Genomic DNA, 18,349 nt, shown 5'->3' with positions numbered 1-18,349 from the left:
CAAGGCAAACAAAAAAGGGGGCACATGCCCCCTTTTTTTCGGTAAGTAATCAGTTCATGACCACAGGATCAGTTGAATTGGATCTCTCTGGCCTGCAACACGAAACGGCCGATATTCGTTCCCATTTGGATGCGATAGACCGCGACCACGGGTTCATCCGCCACGGGAATAAACCAGGCCTCCAGATCCTTGTTGCTCTCCATAAACTTGGTGCTGGCCTTGTTGGGCCGATGACCGGCGACGAATCGGAATCGCGCCCCGCATTTGGTGACCGGTCCGCTATAGGCTCCATGATAGCTGCCCTTCACCGTGTCGGTGCTCTTATAATAAAGCTCGATATTGTAGCGCCAGCGCCCATCAAACATCCGGATCGTCCGATCGCAGACCGTCTTGCCAACCCGATCCTTGGGGGAACGGACGGACATCAACAGACTGGATAGCGGGTCAATGATACCCCGGGTATGCACCCGTTTCAGCGGAATCCGGTCTTTGTGCTTTGAAACCGGTGGGGAGGCCGAAAAATCACTGACATTGCCCGACCGCATGGCGATCTGAACCACATTGTGGATTTTGTCTTCCTTGGAATTCAGGGCATACATCGTTGGCAGCATGGTCTTGCTGTTAAAGCGCCCCTTGCTGATCGCACGTCCCTTACTGTCGATAAACAGCTTGGACACCCCGGATGTCTTGGCGAAAGCATCAATTTCATATTTGCGCCCGTTGACGCTGGCTTTTGCTGACCCCTTACCAACCGGAATTCCGGCAATCGAAATACCAAAGGTGGCCTCGATTTCCGTGGCATCGGCCAAAACCGGGGTGAGGACAACCCCACCCGTCAGGCCCACACAAAAACATGCCCCCAGCAAACCGGCCCTTACAGAGCGGGTCTGGACTGCGCCCCCGCAGGTGCGGATAATGGGCATTTTCAAGATATCTTGCATCGCGCTCAGCATTCTAATCCCCAAAACGCAAACGAGTGGCCTGATGTAAACGGCAACAGATTGGCAAAAGGAAGTGCAATTTCCCAAACAGCGCACAGTGAGTTCCACAGAACTGTGACACATTCCATGCGTGCCATGCGTGGCCACATCCCAACCAGCACGACCACTAGACTATCACTGTCTCTGAATATGGTTAACAAATTGCGACAAACCCGTAGTCCGAAACAATTGAGGCAAATTGAAGGCTCTTGGCGGCCTAGGGCTGAAAACAAAGTTGCAAAACAGGCCTTCAGTCGACAGATTCTTCACAATTCATCCAGTCGCGTGGAAAAGCGCCCCCTCTTTCTCATGGCTTCAGGCAGGAAATGGGAAAAGAAACGGCGCAAAGGCTCAGAAATGCTTGACGTAGCCTTTCAGGATCACTATACCGGGGCGACTTTTCAGCCAATCTGCTCTGTCAGACTGGCCGAACACAGAATATGAAATGAGCGGGCGCCCGGTGGCGTCCTAATAATTTGTGAGGGATTTTCCATGGCACGTCGCTGTGAACTGACCGGTAAAGGCGTTCAGTCCGGTAACAATGTCAGCCACGCAAAAAACAGAACCCGTCGTCGCTTTTTGCCAAACCTGGTGAATGTGACTCTGCTGAGCGAAACCCTCGGCACCGGCGTTAAGATGCGCGTTAGCGCTCACGCCCTGCGGTCTGTTGAGCATCGTGGCGGCCTTGATGCTTTCTTGGCTAAAGCCAAAGACTCTGAACTGTCGAGCAACGCTCTGCAGATCAAACGCAAGATCCAGAAGGCACAGACTGTTGCTTCCTAAGCAGCGGTAGGTCTGCCAAGCGCAGGCTGCCTTTGACACGACAAGAAAGCAGCGCCTCACGGGCGCTGTTTTTGTATCTTAATCCGCTTTGGGCTATTCTCCCATTTGCGGCCAACATAGGAGGGTGACACATGGTTGCTACTCATGAAAAAGCTGGCTCAGCTGCTCTGGGCCTCGCCATTCTGGCTATGGTTGGCGTTGTCGCCGCCTCGAACTATCTGGTTCAGTTTCCCTTCCATCCATTCGGTCTGCAGGATCTCCTGACCTGGGGCGCCTTCACCTATCCGATGGCTTTCCTTGTTACCGACCTGACCAATCGCAAATTTGGCCCCAAAGTGGCCCGCCTGATCGTGCTGGTCGGTTTTGCGCTGGCTGTGGTCCTGTCAATCTGGCTCGCCACCCCACGCATTGCCATTGCCTCTGGCACTGCCTTCATGGTTGCCCAGATGCTGGATGTCTTCATCTTCAACCGTCTGCGTCAGGATGCATGGTGGAAAGCCCCGCTGACATCCTCCTTCCTCGGCTCGACCCTCGATACGATCATCTTTTTCGGCATCGCCTTCTCGGTTCAGTTCGCCATACTCGACACCGGCTTTGGCATGACGCCCGATGGTTTCCCGACCGACCATGCGCCGCTGCTGGGTGTAGCCACGGCTGAAGCCCCACGCTGGATCAGTTGGGCCATTGGCGATTATCTGGTAAAAATGCTGGTTTCGCTGATCATGTTGGCCCCCTACAAAATCCTGCGCGGTCGCGTTGACGCGCTGGCCCCGTCTGCCTGAGGGATTGGCACTCGATCATCCAAAGCCAGAACTGCAAAGAATAGAAGAAACCGGCCAGACCCGATCTGGCCGGTTTTTCATTGCCCCGCAGGCAACAGGAACTGCAACAGTAAGGTACGTTGCAGGGGATTGAAATTGTCGTCAGAGATCAGCGTGATCAGGTGAGAGCCATCCGGCTGCGGCTGGACCGCCATGCCTTCCATATTGTCAAGCGCATGGGACAGATTGCCTGTCAGCAGGATATCCGTGCGCTCGATCGCCCCCGCACCAAAATCCGCAGCCCGCACCCGACGGATGCGAATCTGCAAGCCGCCAAACAGCGAGACTTTCCGCTCCAGAATCAGCAAATCCCCCGCCCTTGTGAAGGCGGCGTCGGTGACCGCCAACCCGCCCTGCTCCGGCACGGTAAAGGCCTGCGCCTTGCCATTGCGCACAATCCAGCCCTGTATCTGATCCCCCGCAAAACGCTCGCTGATCAGAATGAACGAACCGTCGTGGCGCGTGCCTTCCGGTGAAAAGGCAATCGCCTCAAAGCCTGTATTGGCCTTAGCCCCGCGCAACACAGAGCGTGGCAATGGCAAAGAGCGGCTCTGGCGGGTAAAGGTTCCCTCCTTGGTGAGCCCGTAGCGTACGACCCGCGCATCCCCTTCAAAACTGACATAAGCAGCCTTATCGTGCAGCGCCAAACCCTCGCTATCCCGCTGCCAGCCTTCCATCCGCTCCGACAGCTGCGGCAAATGGCGCATCGGCCCCGCCTCCACACCATCTGGCCTGCCATCCTTGAGCAGCAAACGCGCTTTCAACACCGTTCCCTTGTCACCAACAGCCAGAAAGGTTTGCGAATCAAGAAAGGCCAGCCCGGAGAAGCCACCAAACCTGTCATGATCGCTTTCAAGCTCCAGCCCGCCCAGCCAATGAAGCTTGCCATAGACATTGTCATCGGTGCCATAACCGCCAAAGGAACGGATGGGGGTCGCCTGAATGGAGAGAGGTTCAAATTTCGGTGCCGCCATCGGCAACCGCACGGGTGGCAAGCGAACAGGCTCAGCCGCCTTCACAGGCACAACAGCGAGGGGCAAGCCTTGCGGCGAAACAAACAGGGAAAAGCCCAGCAGGGCGGTGCAGGCCAGCAAACGACCAAAAGGCCGGATAGTCCGGCCTCTCAAAGGGTCGTGCGCAGGCATGCTAGCGTCTCCGCATCTTGCGCCGCGCCGCCTTGCGGGGGTCAATGGTTGGCTGGGCATTCTCATCAAACAGTTCGGCCAGCTTCTCGGTCATCGCCCCACCCAACTCTTCCGCATCAATGATCGTCAGGGCCCGCTGATAATAGCGCGTCACATCATGGCCGATGCCGATGGCCAGCAGATTGACCGGTGAACGGGTTTCGATCTCCTCGATCACTTCGCGCAGGTGCTTTTCAAGATAATTGCCCGGATTGACCGACAAGGTGCTGTCATCAACCGGCGCACCATCCGAAATCATCATCAGGATCTTGCGCTGTTCGGGCCGCGCCAACAGGCGCTTATGCGCCCAATCGAGCGCCTCCCCATCGATATTCTCTTTCAGCAGTCCTTCGCGCATCATCAAGCCAAGATTGCGCCGGGCCCGACGCCACGGACTATCTGCAGATTTATAAATGATATGCCGAAGGTCGTTCAGGCGTCCCGGGTTGAGTGGCTTTTCAGCCTTCAGCCACGCTTCGCGCGACTGACCGCCCTTCCAGGCCTTGGTGGTAAAGCCAAGAATCTCGACCTTGACGTTGCACCGCTCCAGCGTCCGGGCCAGAATGTCGGCACAGGTCGCCGCAATGGAAATCGGTCGCCCGCGCATCGAGCCGGAATTGTCAATCAGCAACGTGACGACCGTATCGCGGAATTCAGTGTCCTGCTCCCATTTGAAAGACAGCGGCCGCATTGGATCCGTCACCACGCGGGTCAGGCGGGCGGTATCAAGTAATCCTTCTTCGAGATCGAAATCCCAGCCACGATTCTGCTGCGCCAACAGGCGACGTTGCAGCCGGTTGGCCAGACGGGCCACAACCTGATGCAAGTTCTGCAGCTGCTTGTCGAGTTGGGCCCGCAACCGATCAAGCTCGGCCGTCTCGCACAAATCCTCGGCATGGATGATTTCGTCAAAGCTCTGGGTGAAGACGCGATAGCGGGTGTCCGGCTCGTTGCGGCCATAATCCTTCTGGGACATGGTCTCGCCGGATTCCTCACCATCGAAATCCTCATAATCGATCATGTCCTGACTGGTCTGTTCATCAGCCTCGGACTCGCCCTCATCCTGCTCTTCAGCGCTTGCTTGGGCTTCCTGATCCTGCTGCTGCTCGCCCTCGGAAGATTCCTCGGTTTCGCGATCATTCTCGACATCGTCATTATTGCCAGATTCGCTATCGTCAGCATTTTCTTCGCTGTCTTCGGCTTCTCCGCCCATGTCATCGGCAACGTCGAGATCCGCCAGCACCCGACGCAAGCGGCGGGCAAATTTGGCCTGATCCTGAATATCCTCGGCCAGACCGTCAAGACTGCCTTCGGCGGTCTGCTCGACCCAGCCGCGCCATTGCTCGACCAGCGCATGAGCGCTGTCGGGGATCGGTTTGCCGGTCAGTTTCTCACGCACGATAAGAGAGAGCACATGATCAAGCGGTGCCTCTTCAATGCGGCTCGAATCCCCTGCCACATAGCGGCTATAGCGATCTTCGAGCATCGCCGAGAGGTTGCCCGCCAGACCTTCCATCTGGCGTGCGCCAATGGCTTCCACCCGCGCCTGCTCGACCGCATCAAACACCCCACGCGCCCGCGCCCCGTCCGGCGCATGCTTTGCGTGAACACGCGGATCATGACAGGCGACCCGCAAAGCAAGACTGTCGGCCTGCCCGCGCAGAATCGCGGCTTTCTCAGCAGTGAGCGCACGCGGCGGTTCCGGCAGACGCGCCTGACCGGACACCAGCATGGGTCGATCGGCAGAGAAATGCACATCCAGCTCCACATGACCGGCAATGGCTTTCAGGGTGCCGCTGACCGAATGCTTGAACCGTTCATTCGGGTCAACATGACCGTGCAGCTTTGAGGGTGACTTGCTCGACATGGGCTTCTTCTTCGTCCACCAACTTGCAACAGGATGCTGTGAGCCTTAGCTCACAGCGACATTCACGGAGCTTTCCGGCAGTTCCTCGCCAAAGCAACGCTGGTAGAACTCTGCCACAAGCGGCTGCTCCAGCTCATCGCATTTGTTCAGGAAGGTTACCCGGAAGGCAAAGCCAATATCCGCGAAAATGTCGGCATTTTCGGCCCAGGTGATCACCGAACGCGGGCTCATGACGGTCGACAGGTCGCCATTCATGAAAGCATTGCGGGTCAGATCGGCAACACGCACCATCTTGCCGGCGGTCACCTTGCCTTCATCGCCCTTGAGCGATTTCACTTTGGCGCAAACGATGCCCACTTCATTGTCATGCGGCAAATAGTTGAGCGTAGTGACAATCGACCAGCGGTCCATCTGGCCCTGGTTGATCTGCTGGGTGCCGTGATACAGGCCCGACGTATCCCCAAGACCAACCGTGTTGGCGGTGGCAAACAGGCGGAAGGATGGATGCGGACGGATGACGCGGTTCTGGTCAAGCAGAGTCAGGCGACCGGCCACTTCCAGCACGCGCTGAATGACAAACATCACATCCGGACGACCCGCATCATATTCGTCAAACACCAGCGCCACATTGTTTTGCAGCGCCCATGGCAGGATGCCATCGCGGAATTCGGTGATCTGCTTGCCTTCTTTGAGGACGATGGCGTCCTTGCCGATCAGATCGATACGCGAAATATGACTATCGAGGTTGACGCGCACACAAGGCCAGTTCAGCCGGGCAGCGACCTGTTCGATATGAGAAGACTTACCCGTGCCATGATACCCGGAAATCATCACCCGCCGATTGTGAGCAAAGCCGGCAAGAATGGCGAGCGTTGTCTGCTTGTCGAACAGATAGTCCGGATCCAGATCCGGCACATATTCATTCGCTTCACTGAAGGCTGGCACCATCCAGTCCGCGTCGATGCCAAAGGTTTCGCGCACGGATACTTCGGTATCCGGCAATTGGGAAAGTTCGTTGCTCATATCATTCACTGCACTGCTCAGGATGGGGCCCATCACTTGCCTTGGCCGCAGGGGCGTCTGGGAAACGCGTTCCCTATGGGACAGGGGCCCGATTGAAAGCTCGGTCATTCGAAATCGCAACTTAAAGCAATCGAGACCGAAAAGAAAAGGTAGATTTGCGCTTTTTTATGTCAGGAGGGAGAGAGCGGATCACTCTAACGTGACGGCCTGCATCTCTGGCCCGTCACAAGACGGGCATTAGAGGTGCAAAGGGACCGTCGGCAACGGGTTGGCAATCCCCTCAGAAAAACAGGCGGCCAAGCCGCCTGCAACATTCTTTTCTTGGCGCGGCAACGCTCGCGCCCTCACCGATAGGCACGCGATCAGCAATAGCCACCGGCGCGCAAGGTATTGTAGGCGGCGATAACGTCCTGCAGACGCTCTTCGCAGGCCCGATCCCCCTTGTTGAGGTCAGGATGGTTTTCTTTCAACAGCCGTTTATAGGCGCGTTTCACGTCATCTGCGGTCGCTGGCAGGCTCAACCCGAGGGTCTCGAACGCCTTTGCTTCCAGAGGCCGCAACTTGCGGGTCTGGTTCTGGTGGCGTGAGCGACGTTTGGCCCGTTCGGCCGCACGCTGGGACCGCCCATCGGAAAAGCCGCTGCCTTCCCAGCTCCGTCCCCGCGCTTCACCAGCCTTATGAGTGGCGTCACCCCAGGCATTGACGCCCATTGCCCAGGTCGGACGGTCGCCGGTCGCGGTGCTGGCCTTGACGCTGTCCGCCTCGTCGTCATCCATACCAGTGAAGTAATTGTAGTTCTGATTGAACTCACGGGCATGCACTTCACAGAAATTGTGATACTCACGACGCGCCGTACCACGCTTGGGCGCCTTGCAGCCCCCAACCTTCTCGCAGCCGGGCCATTCGCACTGCTCTTGCTGCTGCTTCTTCTTCTTGCGGTCAACATCTGGTTTGATGCGAATGGAATCAAAAAGTTTCGAGTCGAGTTTCATTGATTTTTGTTTGTCTCCGAACGCTTGGTTATCGCTCTTACATGGCGCAGAACAGATCGATTGCTGTAAGCCTTTGGTCATGCTATTCGACATCACCCCTTGCACAGACAGGGTAAAAACCCTACCTGCGGGACAATGGAAAAGCAGATCTGCTCAAATCACCCCTAAATTTGAAGTGCAACAATTCAACATTCTTCGCCATGACCGTCAAGAACACGATTGAGAAAAAACTGAACAAACACCTTCAACCCACATTGTTGGAGGTCTTTGATGACTCCGATCGGCATGCCGGCCATGCTGGCGCTCGCCCGGAAGGCGAAACCCACTTTCGGATTCGCGTCTCCAGCCCGGCTTTTGCCGAGCTGTCCCGGATCGATGCACACAGAATGGTGCATGATATTATCAAAGAAGAGCTCGCAGGTCCAATCCATGCTTTGGCCCTTGAGACAATCAAGCCGGCCTGAGCTGAAAACGAGCTGTCAAACCCAGCCAATATCCGGACCTATCGAACCGGAGTGATTCTCAGCGACGTGATCCGGTTACGCTCCTTGCGCAACACGCGGAAACGGAAATCATAGAAGGTGAAACCCTGTCCCGGCTCGGGAATTTGTCGGGCTTCATGGATGACCAGACCGGCTATGGTCGTTGCCTCATCGTCCGGCAAGGACCAGTCAAACGCCCGATTTAGGTCGCGGATCGGCACGGAACCATCCACCAGAACGGACCCGTCCGGCTCGACCTTGACACCCTTGACGTCAATATCATGCTCGTCCGAAATGTCGCCGACGATCTCCTCGAGAATATCTTCAAGCGTCACCAGTCCCATCACTTCGCCATATTCATCCACCACCAGCGCAAAATGGCTCTTGCGCTTGAGGAAGGCATTGAGCTGGGCCTTGAGGCTGGTTGTATCGGGCACAAACCACGGCTCATTGACCACCGACATCAAATCAAGCTTGTCCGGATCCCCCTTGACGCCTGCCAGAGCCCTGAGCAAATCCTTGGCATGCAGAATGCCAATGAAATTGTCCTGCTCGCCCTGCCACAAAGGAATACGGGTATAGGGGCTTTCGAGCGCCTGCTCGACAATCGCGACCGGGCCGTCATCAATATTGAAAGAGCTGACATTGGTGCGGTGAACCATCACGTCAGAGACATCAAGCTCCCCCAGATCCAACAGGCCACCGAACCGGTCACGGTCCGCTTTGACCACACTGCCTTCCATATGCAGCAGATCAACCGCGCCACGCAATTCATCCTGACCAGACAGGATCTGAGCCCCCTTGGTGTCGACCCCGACCAGACGCAACAGGCCAACCACCAACCATTCCACCGCCACAACGAATGGTCCGAACAATTTGGTAATCACCCGCACATAGGGTCCAACCCGCAAGGCAAAGCTGTCCGGGTTGGAAATCGCCCATGTCTTTGGGAACACTTCGGCAAAGACCAGCACCACCAGCGTCATGACAAGCGTCGCATAGACCACGCCAGCCTCGCCAAACAGCGTGATGAACAGGCTGGTTGCCAGCGCCGACGCCAGAATATTGACCAGATTGTTGCCCAGCAGCAGCGACCCGATCAGGCGCTCGCGAATCTGCAACAGCTCATTGACGGCCAAAGCACCCGGCTCGCCATTCTTTTCCTTTTGCAACATACGGGCGCGCGACGCCGCCGTCAGCGCGGTTTCCGAGCCGGAAAAGAAGCCAGACAGGGCGATCAGGCAAAAAATCGCCAGAGCGGTCAACCAGAGCGAACCAAGCATCAGGCCAGTTTCTCCTCAAGAAAGGCGCGCAGTTGAACCGGATCAACACCCTTTTCAACAAAGGACTGACCCAACCCGCGCGTCAGAATGAAGGTCAGATTGCCGCGCGAGACTTTCTTGTCCTGCGCGATGAAATCCATCAGCAGATCCACTTTGGGCAACTGACCGGGGATAGCTCCTATATGGGTAGGCAACCCGACCGCTTGCAAGTGGGCAACCACACGATCGGTCACAGCCGGATCACACAGGCCAAGACGAGCGGAGAATTCATGGGCCAGAACCATGCCGATTGCCACCCCTTCCCCGTGCACCAGTCGTTCGGCGTCATATTCCGCCATCCCTTCAAGGGCATGACCAAAGGTATGGCCAAGATTGAGCAGCGCCCGCTGGTCGGCCTCTTTCTCATCGGCGGCCACCACATCGGCCTTGGCCTGACAGGAGCGCGCAACGGCTTCTTCGCGCTCAGGACCTCCGGCAAAGATGCCCTGCCAGTTCCGCTCCAGCCATTCAAAGAAATCCGGTTGGTTGATCAGACCATATTTGGCCACTTCCGCATAACCGGCCCGAAACTCCCGTGGGCTAAGCGTATCAAGCACCGCCGTATCCGCCAGCACCAGATGCGGTTGATTGAACAGGCCGAGCAAATTCTTGCCGTGCGCCGTGTTGATGCCGGTCTTGCCTCCGACCGAGGAATCCACCTGCGAGAGCAGAGTGGTCGGAACCTGCACAAACCGCATGCCCCGCCGCACGACCCCGGCAACAAAGCCCGCCAAATCACCAATCACGCCACCACCCAGCGCAATCACCAGATCACCACGTTCAAGCCGTGTGTCCAGCACCCCGTCACACGCCTTGATCAGTCCGTCATAGCTCTTGGTCTTCTCGCCCGGTTCCATCACCAGCACTTGATGCTCAATGCCATGGGCGGAAAGGCTCTCTTCGGCGGCTGCCAGATGCAAACCCGCCACTGTCCGATCAGTGATGAAGACAGCACGGGCACCGGGAAACTGCGCTGCAAACCGCGCCCCAAGTGACCCCAGGACCGAGCGACCGATCACAATGTCATAAGAGCGATCTCCGAGCGCAACGCGGACCTTGGTCTCGTCGGCCATTTGTTCAGAAGCTTGCGGAGCCATCCTCATCTCACTTTTCTTGTTATGCAGTCAGCCAAACAAAGGCCGAAAAGCAGACCGGGCATCACGCTGGACCCGCGTTTCAAGTCAGCTTGCCCGATCAACGGGGGAGACCGAGATAGTCTTCCAAGGCCTCAATCACAAAAGTCACGATCTTCTCATGGGGCACGTCAATGGAGTCCACCGTCACATCGGCTTGCGCATAGACCGGATAACGTTCGTCCATCAGACGACGCATGACCCCTTCGGGATCTGGATCCTTCAGCAAGGGTCGATGGGAGCGTCTGCGCACCCGCGACATCAGAATATCAAACTCGGCCTTCAACCAGACCGAAATCCCCTTGCCATTGACCAGCGCCCGGGTTTCCTCATTCATCCAGGCGCCACCACCGGTGGCGAGCACCTGATCGCCTTGCTCCATCAATCGGGCAATTACCCGTTTCTCGCCTTCGCGAAAGTGAGTTTCACCATGTTCGGCAAAAATGTCGGCGACCGACATGTTGGCAGCGGCCTCAATCTCGTGGTCCGCATCACGAAACGGGATGGAAAGCCGGTTGGCCAGTCGACGACCAATGGTCGTCTTGCCTGCACCCATCAGGCCCACCATGATGATGGGCCGCCCATTGAGAGCCGACACCAGACGCTTTTCGCGTTCGCCACCATCACTTTTTTCAGACTTCGCCATGGATTTCCTAATCTCTTTTTGTCTGTTTCTCGTTTGACCGCGATTGGCCCGACCTGTCAAGCCAGCTTTGCATTTTGCCCAAAAAACCCGGCATCCCGTCCCCAAATGCCCGCAAAGGCTGACAAATTGACTGGAAAAGACACAGCCGCAAATGACAACGGTCGGAATTCGGTGCTAGGTTAGCTCGCATTGATACAAAACCAGACTGACAAGCAATCGGAACCATTATGCCTAGTTTGATCAAAGCCTTGGTATTTCTTCTTATTCTGGGCGGCCTTGCTGCGGGTGGCATGTTCTATCTCGCCAATTTCGTTGAGCCGACCCCGAAGGAAACCGTCATTCGCATCCCGTCCAAGGATCTGCGCTAGCCCTTCATCCTCACCAGCCCCATCCATCCGCCCCGCGACAAAGAGCATATTGTGGCCCTGAGCAACCCCCGAGCAATCGACCTCTTTCTTGATTCCCTCAGCGCAGAAAAAGGGGCGTCTGCCAACACGCTGGAGGCTTATCGCCGGGATTTGGACGATCTCGATAGTGCCTGCAGCCGTCAGAAGATGCGCTTTGAACAAATCGACGTCGATGCATTGCGCAGTTATGTCGCCGATCTGTCCGATCAGGGCCTCGCCGCCTCGTCCATCGCGCGCAAAATATCTTCGATCCGGCAATTGTTCCGCTTTCTTTATCGCGACGGCTTTCGCAACGATGACCCCTCGACCACCTTGAAAGCCCCCAAGCGCCAGCGCCCCTTGCCCCGGATCCTGACCGAGCAGGAAGTTGACCGGCTGATCGAAGCAGCCCGTTTCAATGCCAGCCTTCAAGGCCCGACCCCGAAACGTCAGATCCGTGCAATGCGGCTTTATGTGCTGCTCGAATTGCTGTACGCCACGGGCTTGCGCGTGTCTGAACTGGTGTCATTGCCAGCCTCGGCGGCCCATCAGGATGGACAGTTCCTCGCAGTGGTCGGCAAAGGCAGCAAAGAACGGCTGGTACCCCTGTCAGACCGGGCCAAGGAAGCCATGCAGGCCTATCGAACGATGCTGGGTGAAGATCCCACCCGCAACCAGCTCAAGAACCGCCAATGGCTGTTTCCCTCATCGGGCCAATCGGGACATTTCACCCGTCAGGCCTTTGGACGGGATTTGAAGTCATTGGCCGATGATGTCGAGCTGGATGCCGCATCCGTCTCCCCTCATGTGCTGCGCCATGCTTTCGCCTCGCATCTGCTGCAAAATGGTGCCCATTTGCGGGCCGTTCAGAAGCTGCTCGGCCATAGCGATATTTCAACCACCCAGATTTATACCCATATTCTGGATGAGCGACTGATCGAACTGGTTGAACAGCACCACCCCCTGTCCGATCTGGCGAACAAAAACACATCCAAAAGGGGCAATTGACCTTCCCTAGGGACACCCCATTTAAGAGAAGCTTGGGAAAAACCCCATGCGCTCAGCGATAAGTGCGCCATTGCTTGACACGCTTGCTTTATGCGTCCAACGTGCCGCCAACTTGTCAGATAGACCAGAAACACAAGAAAACGCGGATCGAACCACCTATGCATAGTTATCTGGAATTTGAAAAACCGGTTGCCGACCTTGAGGGCAAGGTGCAGGAACTGCTCGTCATGCAGGACAAGGGCGAAGCGGTCGATGTGGGTGACGAAATTGCCCGCTTGCAGAGCAAGGCCGATAGCGCACTGAAGGATATCTATGCCAACCTGACACCATGGCACAAGACCATGGTCGCCCGGCATCCGGACCGGCCACATTTCGTCGATTATGTCGGCGCCCTGATCGATGAATTCACCCCTCTGAGCGGTGACCGCAAGTTTGCCGACGATGAAGCCATTCAGGCCGGTTTCGGCCGCTTCCGTGGTCGTCCCGTCGCGGTGATCGGTCAGGAAAAGGGCTCGGACACCGAAAGCCGCATCAAGCATAATTTTGGCATGGCCCGTCCGGAAGGCTACCGCAAAGCCGTCCGCATCATGGAACTGGCCGAGCGCTTCAAGATGCCTCTGATCACCTTTGTGGACACGGCAGGGGCCTATCCCGGCATTGGCGCGGAAGAGCGCGGCCAGTCGGAAGCCATTGCCCGCTCCACCGACGCCTGCCTTGCCATGGGCATGCCCAATGTCGCGCTGATCATCGGCGAAGGGGGGTCTGGTGGCGCCATCGCGATTGCGGCAGCCAACCGGGTTCTGATGCTCGAACATTCCATCTACAGCGTAATCTCGCCTGAAGGGGCAGCCTCGATCCTGTGGCGTGATTCCACCCGGGCCAAAGACGCGGCGACCAACATGAAAATCACCGCGCAGGATCTGTTGCAACTCGGCGTCATCGACCGGATCGTGTCCGAGCCTGTGGGCGGTGCGCATCGTGCACCGGACACCGTGCTTGAACGCGCTGGCAACATGATTGCCGATTGCCTGTCCGAGTTTGACGGCATGACACCAGAAGAAGTGCGCAAGGCCCGGCGTGAAAAGTTCCTCGCCATCGGCAGAAGCCTCTGACTTGTCTGGCTCTTATGCCCAGGATTGCGACTCGTATAAAGGGAGGGTTCACCCCTCCCTTTTTCATGGCCGTTTGATCGCGCCTTGGGCCATCCAGACCAACCATCTGGTTCATTTTTTCTTGAAGACGGCAAGCTGCCCTATTCTTGCCGCACCAATCCTCCTATTTTTTTGAATTGCATTCTGGGCCCGTTTCCCGATATTTGACTTAAGGAAAACAGGGCGCAAAGCAGCAACGACTGAAAACAGCCAGCCTCGATGGCCCGCCAATAGCGTGTCCATTTCCGGGGCTTGCCAAGAGACTTGTCCGGTAACCATCTGTCAACCAGTTCTGGTTACGGATCGTTGACCATACCGACGGTAGGATGGGGTCAGATTGGCACGCGCGAACAGGCAAGTAACAGCAAATGATCAAAGCTTCACATTTCTTGGCGGCATCCATGGCAGTGCTTATGCTGACCGGCTGCAATCCTGAACTTCTTGAAGATGGCAAGCATTTGCAGCCCATTTCGGCCAAACTGAAGGACGAGATTCGCAAGCTTGATTCCACAGAGCAGGCCCCGCTCTATATTCGTATTTTCAAGAAGGAATCGGTGCTTGAGGCATGGAAGCAGCGCAAGGACGGCACCTATGCGCTGCTCAAGACCTATCCGATCTGCGCCTATTCCGGTGAATTCGGCCCGAAAAAACGCGAAGGCGACCGGCAGGCCCCCGAGGGCTTTTACTCCATCACCCGTGGCCAGATGAATCCGCGTTCAAGCTATTATCTTTCCTTCAATCTGGGCTATCCGAACAAGTTCGACCGGGCCTATGGGCGCACTGGCAAGCATTTGATGGTCCATGGCTCCTGTTCATCCCGTGGATGCTATGCCATGGAAGACGCCCCGATTGCCGAAATTTATGCTCTGGGGCGCGAGTCTTTTGCCGGTGGCCAGCGGACTTTTGAAGTGCATGCCTTTCCTTTCCGCATGACGCCGGAAAATATGGCCAGATACCGGGACAGCGAACATTTCGCCTTCTGGCAGAATCTCAAGAATGGTTACGACCATTTCCAGATCACCCGGAAGCCACCCAAGGTCGAGGTCTGCAACCGAACCTACATCTTCGATCCCGTTGGTGGTGGCCATTTCGATGCCACGGGCCCCTGCCCGGATTACGCCCTCGAGCCGTCTTTGCTGGCCTCGCTGAAAAAACTCAGAGCCAAGGAAAATGTCCGCTTCCAGCAAGCCGTGCTGGAGCTTGAACAACAGGCCAAGGAAAAAGAAATCAAAACCGCCGACGCGATGGTTGATTCCCAGCTCGATCTGCTCAAACGCAAGCAACGCATCGCGGAGGGCAAAAATCCGGATGGCTTCCTTGCCGGTCTGATCAATGGCAATCCGACCACGCCATCCGCAAACGCACCAAGCGCGGCCCCAACCCCAGCCCCAACCCAAGCCCAAGGCCAAGGCCAAGCCTCGCAGCAGCAGGCTCTGGCTCAATCCGAGATCAACCGGCCCCAGACGGAACAGTCTGGCAGTTTCTTCTCCCGTCTGCGCAGCGCTGTCGCAAGCCCCTTCAAGCGCTCGGCATCAGAGCCCACTCAGCCACAGCAAACGTCAGAGCCAAGCCTGCTGACCCTGCCAAAGGCCCGCCAGTAATGCACAAAGGCCCGGCTTGTGACCGGGCCTTCTGCTTATCCTGATTGCCTTTTGATAATCTTGGGATCGATTGTGCCCTAGGTCACCCGATAGCCCATCCGAACACCACCCCAGTGGCGCCCCCGGACATAAACCGGTGCAGACACATCCTTCATCAACACAAAGGTGCCGCCACCCATATCCCGACGGTAGGTCTGCAACAGGAAAGGCTCGGTATTCTGCCCGGCCGACAGACCGACACGATCATTGAAAATCCGCCGGTTACGGCAATTGGCAGCATTCCAGATCGGGTCATCGCCTTGTGGCTTCGAGAAGACCTTGTTGTGGGTTGGCAGATACCCGTTCCGATCGATCGCGGCAACAAAGACAATGACGTCATTCTCAGCCACAACAGGTTCCTGAATGGCTGGCATGACGCGATCCGTCATGGTGGTGAAAGGTGCCATCACCTGTTCCGGATCCGTCCCGACAATCGGTGTATAGGTCATGTCGAACAGATCGGTCTCACTGATCCGCCCGGCCCGTACCTCTGCCTCAAAGGCGTCTGCCACCTGATTGGCCAGCGTCTGGATGGTCTTGATACAGAAGGTATCATCCGTCTCGATGCCGCTGATCGAGGACCGCGCTACCATGCGGTCTGCTGCAGCGACCGATTTAATCATCCGCTCGCTGGCCCTGTTGAGCCCGGAATGGGTGGCATCAAATGCCTTGTGCACCGAATCCACATCACCAACCAGCGTCTCGATCGTACCATTGGCTTCAGATACCTGCCCTTCAATGGACTCCGACGATTCCCGGATCGTCTGAAAAGCTTCGTCCAGACCGGTAATCAGCCCGTGCACCGACGCGGTGCTTTTCTCGACCTCATCCATGTAGCCCGTTGCTCGACCGCTGAGATCGATCAGGGCTTCGGCTTCCTGATCCAGATCGGACAATGTGGACCCGATGGTCTCGGTGGCCTTGCTGGTCTGGGCGGCCAGTTCCTTGACTTCCGCAGCAACCACCGCAAACCCTTTGCCGGCTTCCCCGGCCCGTGCCGCCTCAATCGTCGCATTCAGCGCCAACAGATTGGTCTGCCGCGCAATGGCATCAATCGCGGCAGCCACATCGCGCACGGAAGAAAAGGCGCTCTGAAGCCCTTGAAGCTGGGAGTTGATGCCTGTCACCGACTCCACCAGCTCGCTGACCTTGCCCAATGTGACATCGATCATCTCGCGGCTTTGCACCACTTCCTGCGATGTTGTCTGGGCAATTTCAAACGACCGGCTGGCCGCATTCATGATCTGGTCATTCGAAGCCTTGACCTCGCCAGAGGCTTTCACCAAATCGGACAGGGACTGGAAGCAATCAGATGTTTCCTTGTTGATCAGTTCAATCTCACCGGCCAACTCGGCCATATCCTGCCCTAGATCGCCAAGATCATGGACAACATCGCTGATCAATTGTTGATCAATCGGAGATACTGAGCTGTCAGGATTGTCAAGTTCGCTCTCGGTGTCCCCCGAACCGCGATCGAACGCTTCGTGGTCTGTGTCCATATGCACAGCACGCGAAGATTTTGAAAATTTGAACATGTCCCACTCGTCACTAGCGTTAGAATCTGTGATCGGTCTATCATTTGATCGCGCGGGTTAACAAAGACAAAAGAAGCGCCCGTTTTGCGCTATTTTTGGCCTGTTTTGGCCTGTTTCCGGGTCGCTTTGCCGATATTCTCGGCAAAGCGTAAACAAAGACATACGTGTCAGCCCGGATTAAGTCGGCTTCCGTTGACCTCTTGTTTTTGATTTTTGTTATGTTATAACGTAACTTAAATCATCGGATTTTTCTGCACACTCCCCGACCCCACCCAAGAAATGGCAAAAAGTTTCACCATGGCTTCTACTGTGAAAAACCTATCCCGGCACTTGGCCGCCCTCTCCGTATTTTCTTTGGTTACCACCCTTCCCGCTCTGGCCGCCCCTGACGTGGTGGCATCCGTTGCACCGGTTCATTCAATCGCTGCAGCCATCATGAAGGGCGTTGGGACGCCTCACCTGCTCATACCCTCTTCCGCGTCTCCACACAGCGCAGATCTTCGCCCATCCGGTGCACGGGCGCTGCAGGATGCAGATTTGGTCTTCTGGGTTGGCCCACGCATTGAGGCCTTCCTAGTCAAACCCCTGAACACACTGGCAGCGAACGCAAAAGCCATCCCGATGATCGATGCCGAAGGCATGACATTGCTGCCGGTCCGCTCTGGCAGCAACTGGGAAAAACACACCCACGCCCATGATGATGATCACGAACATGAGCATGAGCATGAGCATGAGGATCATGATGATCACGAGCATGAAGGTCACGAGCATGAAGATCATGACAAGGAGGGTCATGAACATGCGGCCGAAGAGCATGACCATGACGCCCATGATCACGACCATGACGAAGCCAGCGTCATGGACAATCACATCTGGCTCTCCCCGGACAACGGACTGGCGATGGCAGCTGCCATAACCAAAGCCCTGTCCGAAGCCGACCCTGACAATGCCCAGATCTATGCCGCCAACAGCAAGGCTTTGACCGCAGAGATCAAAGCGGCATCAGAGGAAGCCAAGAGCCTGCTCGCCGACCACAAAACGGCCCCCTTCATGGTCTTTCACGATGCCTATCAATATTTCGAGGCAGCGTTTGATGTGTCAGCCATCGGCTCCATCACCCTCACGCCCGGTGTCAATCCCGGCGCCGCTCGGATCAAGGAAATAAAGGAAAAGCTCGACCATCTGGGCGTAGCCTGCCTGATGTCCGAACCGCAATTCTCCTCCAGAATCACCACGATTCTGGTTGAGGGCACCAAGACCAGACAGGGCCTGCTCGACCCGATTGGCAAGGAGCTAACCGAGGGCCCCACCCTCTATCCAGAGCTGATCCGCTACAATGCCCGCCAACTGGCCGGTTGCCTGAAGGGCGCATGATCAGGGGTGAGGCAGCGATCTT

17 protein-coding genes are annotated in these 18,349 nt (G+C 56.6%); 8 read left to right on the top strand and 9 right to left on the bottom strand.

The features are described from left to right. Window positions 1-68 precede the first annotated feature (68 nt). The gene (locus DSD30_RS05510; protein WP_157967571.1) at window positions 69-923 is read right to left on the bottom strand and encodes a DUF3108 domain-containing protein; all 855 of its coding nucleotides are present in this window, start codon (window positions 921-923) and stop codon (window positions 69-71) included. A gap of 549 nt (window positions 924-1,472) precedes the next feature. On the opposite strand from DSD30_RS05510, the gene rpmB reads away from it, so the two are divergent. After that, complete coding sequence (rpmB, locus tag DSD30_RS05505; RefSeq protein ID WP_114008518.1) at window positions 1,473-1,763, top strand: 50S ribosomal protein L28; 291 nt, start codon at window positions 1,473-1,475, stop codon at window positions 1,761-1,763. Window positions 1,764-1,894: 131 nt separating this feature from the next. Then, window positions 1,895-2,545: a queuosine precursor transporter gene (locus DSD30_RS05500; RefSeq protein WP_198662820.1), complete on the top strand. Its 651-nt coding sequence runs from the start codon at window positions 1,895-1,897 to the stop codon at window positions 2,543-2,545. Window positions 2,546-2,622: 77 nt separating this feature from the next. On the opposite strand, the gene DSD30_RS05495 is transcribed toward DSD30_RS05500, so the two are convergent. From DSD30_RS05495 to DSD30_RS05480, 4 genes are all read right to left on the bottom strand, one after another. Continuing rightward, window positions 2,623-3,729 (bottom strand): esterase-like activity of phytase family protein, encoded by a 1,107-nt coding sequence (locus DSD30_RS05495; RefSeq protein ID WP_157967570.1) that lies wholly within the window; start codon window positions 3,727-3,729, stop codon window positions 2,623-2,625. A 1-nt stretch (window position 3,730) separates the two neighbouring features. Beyond that, window positions 3,731-5,635, bottom strand: a complete 1,905-nt coding sequence (gene cobT, locus DSD30_RS05490) for a cobaltochelatase subunit CobT (protein ID WP_114008516.1) — start codon at window positions 5,633-5,635, stop codon at window positions 3,731-3,733. Between the two features lie 45 nt (window positions 5,636-5,680). Further along, window positions 5,681-6,658, bottom strand: coding sequence for a cobaltochelatase subunit CobS (gene cobS / locus DSD30_RS05485; protein WP_171021986.1), 978 nt, complete (start codon window positions 6,656-6,658; stop codon window positions 5,681-5,683). A 362-nt stretch (window positions 6,659-7,020) separates the two neighbouring features. Further along, complete coding sequence (locus DSD30_RS05480; protein ID WP_157967569.1) at window positions 7,021-7,650, bottom strand: J domain-containing protein; 630 nt, start codon at window positions 7,648-7,650, stop codon at window positions 7,021-7,023. A 200-nt stretch (window positions 7,651-7,850) separates the two neighbouring features. On the opposite strand from DSD30_RS05480, the gene DSD30_RS05475 reads away from it, so the two are divergent. Continuing rightward, complete coding sequence (locus DSD30_RS05475; RefSeq protein ID WP_114008513.1) at window positions 7,851-8,114, top strand: BolA family protein; 264 nt, start codon at window positions 7,851-7,853, stop codon at window positions 8,112-8,114. A gap of 38 nt (window positions 8,115-8,152) precedes the next feature. Here the strand turns inward: DSD30_RS05475 and DSD30_RS05470 are convergent, their stop codons facing one another. From DSD30_RS05470 to DSD30_RS05460, 3 genes are all read right to left on the bottom strand, one after another. Further along, complete coding sequence (locus tag DSD30_RS05470; RefSeq protein ID WP_171021987.1) at window positions 8,153-9,415, bottom strand: HlyC/CorC family transporter; 1,263 nt, start codon at window positions 9,413-9,415, stop codon at window positions 8,153-8,155. Beyond that, window positions 9,415-10,551, bottom strand: a complete 1,137-nt coding sequence (gene aroB, locus DSD30_RS05465) for a 3-dehydroquinate synthase (protein WP_114008511.1) — start codon at window positions 10,549-10,551, stop codon at window positions 9,415-9,417. Before aroB ends, DSD30_RS05470 begins: the two co-directional genes overlap by 1 nt. A gap of 97 nt (window positions 10,552-10,648) precedes the next feature. Continuing rightward, window positions 10,649-11,233: a shikimate kinase gene (locus tag DSD30_RS05460; RefSeq protein WP_114008510.1), complete on the bottom strand. Its 585-nt coding sequence runs from the start codon at window positions 11,231-11,233 to the stop codon at window positions 10,649-10,651. 227 nt (window positions 11,234-11,460) lie between these two features. Between DSD30_RS05460 and DSD30_RS05455 the strand changes: the two genes are divergently transcribed. From DSD30_RS05455 to DSD30_RS05440, 4 genes are all read left to right on the top strand, one after another. Continuing rightward, window positions 11,461-11,601: a histidine kinase gene (locus DSD30_RS05455; protein WP_114008509.1), complete on the top strand. Its 141-nt coding sequence runs from the start codon at window positions 11,461-11,463 to the stop codon at window positions 11,599-11,601. 48 nt (window positions 11,602-11,649) lie between these two features. Then, window positions 11,650-12,627: a site-specific tyrosine recombinase XerD gene (locus tag DSD30_RS05450; RefSeq protein ID WP_425359449.1), complete on the top strand. Its 978-nt coding sequence runs from the start codon at window positions 11,650-11,652 to the stop codon at window positions 12,625-12,627. Between the two features lie 158 nt (window positions 12,628-12,785). After that, window positions 12,786-13,739, top strand: coding sequence for an acetyl-CoA carboxylase carboxyltransferase subunit alpha (locus DSD30_RS05445; RefSeq protein WP_114008508.1), 954 nt, complete (start codon window positions 12,786-12,788; stop codon window positions 13,737-13,739). Between the two features lie 440 nt (window positions 13,740-14,179). Continuing rightward, window positions 14,180-15,379, top strand: coding sequence for a L,D-transpeptidase family protein (locus tag DSD30_RS05440; RefSeq protein ID WP_157967568.1), 1,200 nt, complete (start codon window positions 14,180-14,182; stop codon window positions 15,377-15,379). Window positions 15,380-15,456: 77 nt separating this feature from the next. On the opposite strand, the gene DSD30_RS05435 is transcribed toward DSD30_RS05440, so the two are convergent. Beyond that, a complete protein-coding gene (locus DSD30_RS05435; protein WP_114008506.1) occupies window positions 15,457-16,953 on the bottom strand; it encodes a methyl-accepting chemotaxis protein in 1,497 nt (498 codons plus the stop codon). Between the two features lie 297 nt (window positions 16,954-17,250). Here DSD30_RS05435 and DSD30_RS05430 point away from each other — a divergent pair, with 297 nt between their 5' ends. Next, complete coding sequence (locus DSD30_RS05430) at window positions 17,251-18,327, top strand: zinc ABC transporter substrate-binding protein (RefSeq protein ID WP_157967567.1); 1,077 nt, start codon at window positions 17,251-17,253, stop codon at window positions 18,325-18,327. The last annotated feature ends 22 nt before the right edge of the window (window positions 18,328-18,349 follow it).

This window comes from Cohaesibacter intestini (assembly GCF_003324485.1).
GTDB classification, from domain to species: domain Bacteria; phylum Pseudomonadota; class Alphaproteobacteria; order Rhizobiales; family Cohaesibacteraceae; genus Cohaesibacter; species Cohaesibacter intestini.
Note: the sequence above shows the minus strand (reverse complement) of the source record. Positions and strands in the feature narration are given on the sequence as shown.

Coding starts and splice junctions, on each gene's coding strand:
- DSD30_RS05430 (WP_157967567.1), top strand. CDS start 17,251: ATGGCTTCTACTGTGAAAAACCTATCCCGGCACTTGGCCGCCCTCTCC.
- DSD30_RS05460 (WP_114008510.1), bottom strand. CDS start 11,233: ATGGCGAAGTCTGAAAAAAGTGATGGTGGCGAACGCGAAAAGCGTCTG.
- aroB (WP_114008511.1), bottom strand. CDS start 10,551: ATGGCTCCGCAAGCTTCTGAACAAATGGCCGACGAGACCAAGGTCCGC.
- DSD30_RS05475 (WP_114008513.1), top strand. CDS start 7,851: ATGACCGTCAAGAACACGATTGAGAAAAAACTGAACAAACACCTTCAA.
- DSD30_RS05510 (WP_157967571.1), bottom strand. CDS start 923: ATGCCCATTATCCGCACCTGCGGGGGCGCAGTCCAGACCCGCTCTGTA.
- DSD30_RS05435 (WP_114008506.1), bottom strand. CDS start 16,953: ATGTTCAAATTTTCAAAATCTTCGCGTGCTGTGCATATGGACACAGAC.
- cobS (WP_171021986.1), bottom strand. CDS start 6,658: ATGAGCAACGAACTTTCCCAATTGCCGGATACCGAAGTATCCGTGCGC.
- DSD30_RS05495 (WP_157967570.1), bottom strand. CDS start 3,729: ATGCCTGCGCACGACCCTTTGAGAGGCCGGACTATCCGGCCTTTTGGT.
- DSD30_RS05470 (WP_171021987.1), bottom strand. CDS start 9,415: ATGCTTGGTTCGCTCTGGTTGACCGCTCTGGCGATTTTTTGCCTGATC.
- rpmB (WP_114008518.1), top strand. CDS start 1,473: ATGGCACGTCGCTGTGAACTGACCGGTAAAGGCGTTCAGTCCGGTAAC.
- DSD30_RS05500 (WP_198662820.1), top strand. CDS start 1,895: ATGGTTGCTACTCATGAAAAAGCTGGCTCAGCTGCTCTGGGCCTCGCC.
- DSD30_RS05455 (WP_114008509.1), top strand. CDS start 11,461: ATGCCTAGTTTGATCAAAGCCTTGGTATTTCTTCTTATTCTGGGCGGC.
- DSD30_RS05445 (WP_114008508.1), top strand. CDS start 12,786: ATGCATAGTTATCTGGAATTTGAAAAACCGGTTGCCGACCTTGAGGGC.
- cobT (WP_114008516.1), bottom strand. CDS start 5,635: ATGTCGAGCAAGTCACCCTCAAAGCTGCACGGTCATGTTGACCCGAAT.
- DSD30_RS05440 (WP_157967568.1), top strand. CDS start 14,180: ATGGCAGTGCTTATGCTGACCGGCTGCAATCCTGAACTTCTTGAAGAT.
- DSD30_RS05480 (WP_157967569.1), bottom strand. CDS start 7,650: ATGAAACTCGACTCGAAACTTTTTGATTCCATTCGCATCAAACCAGAT.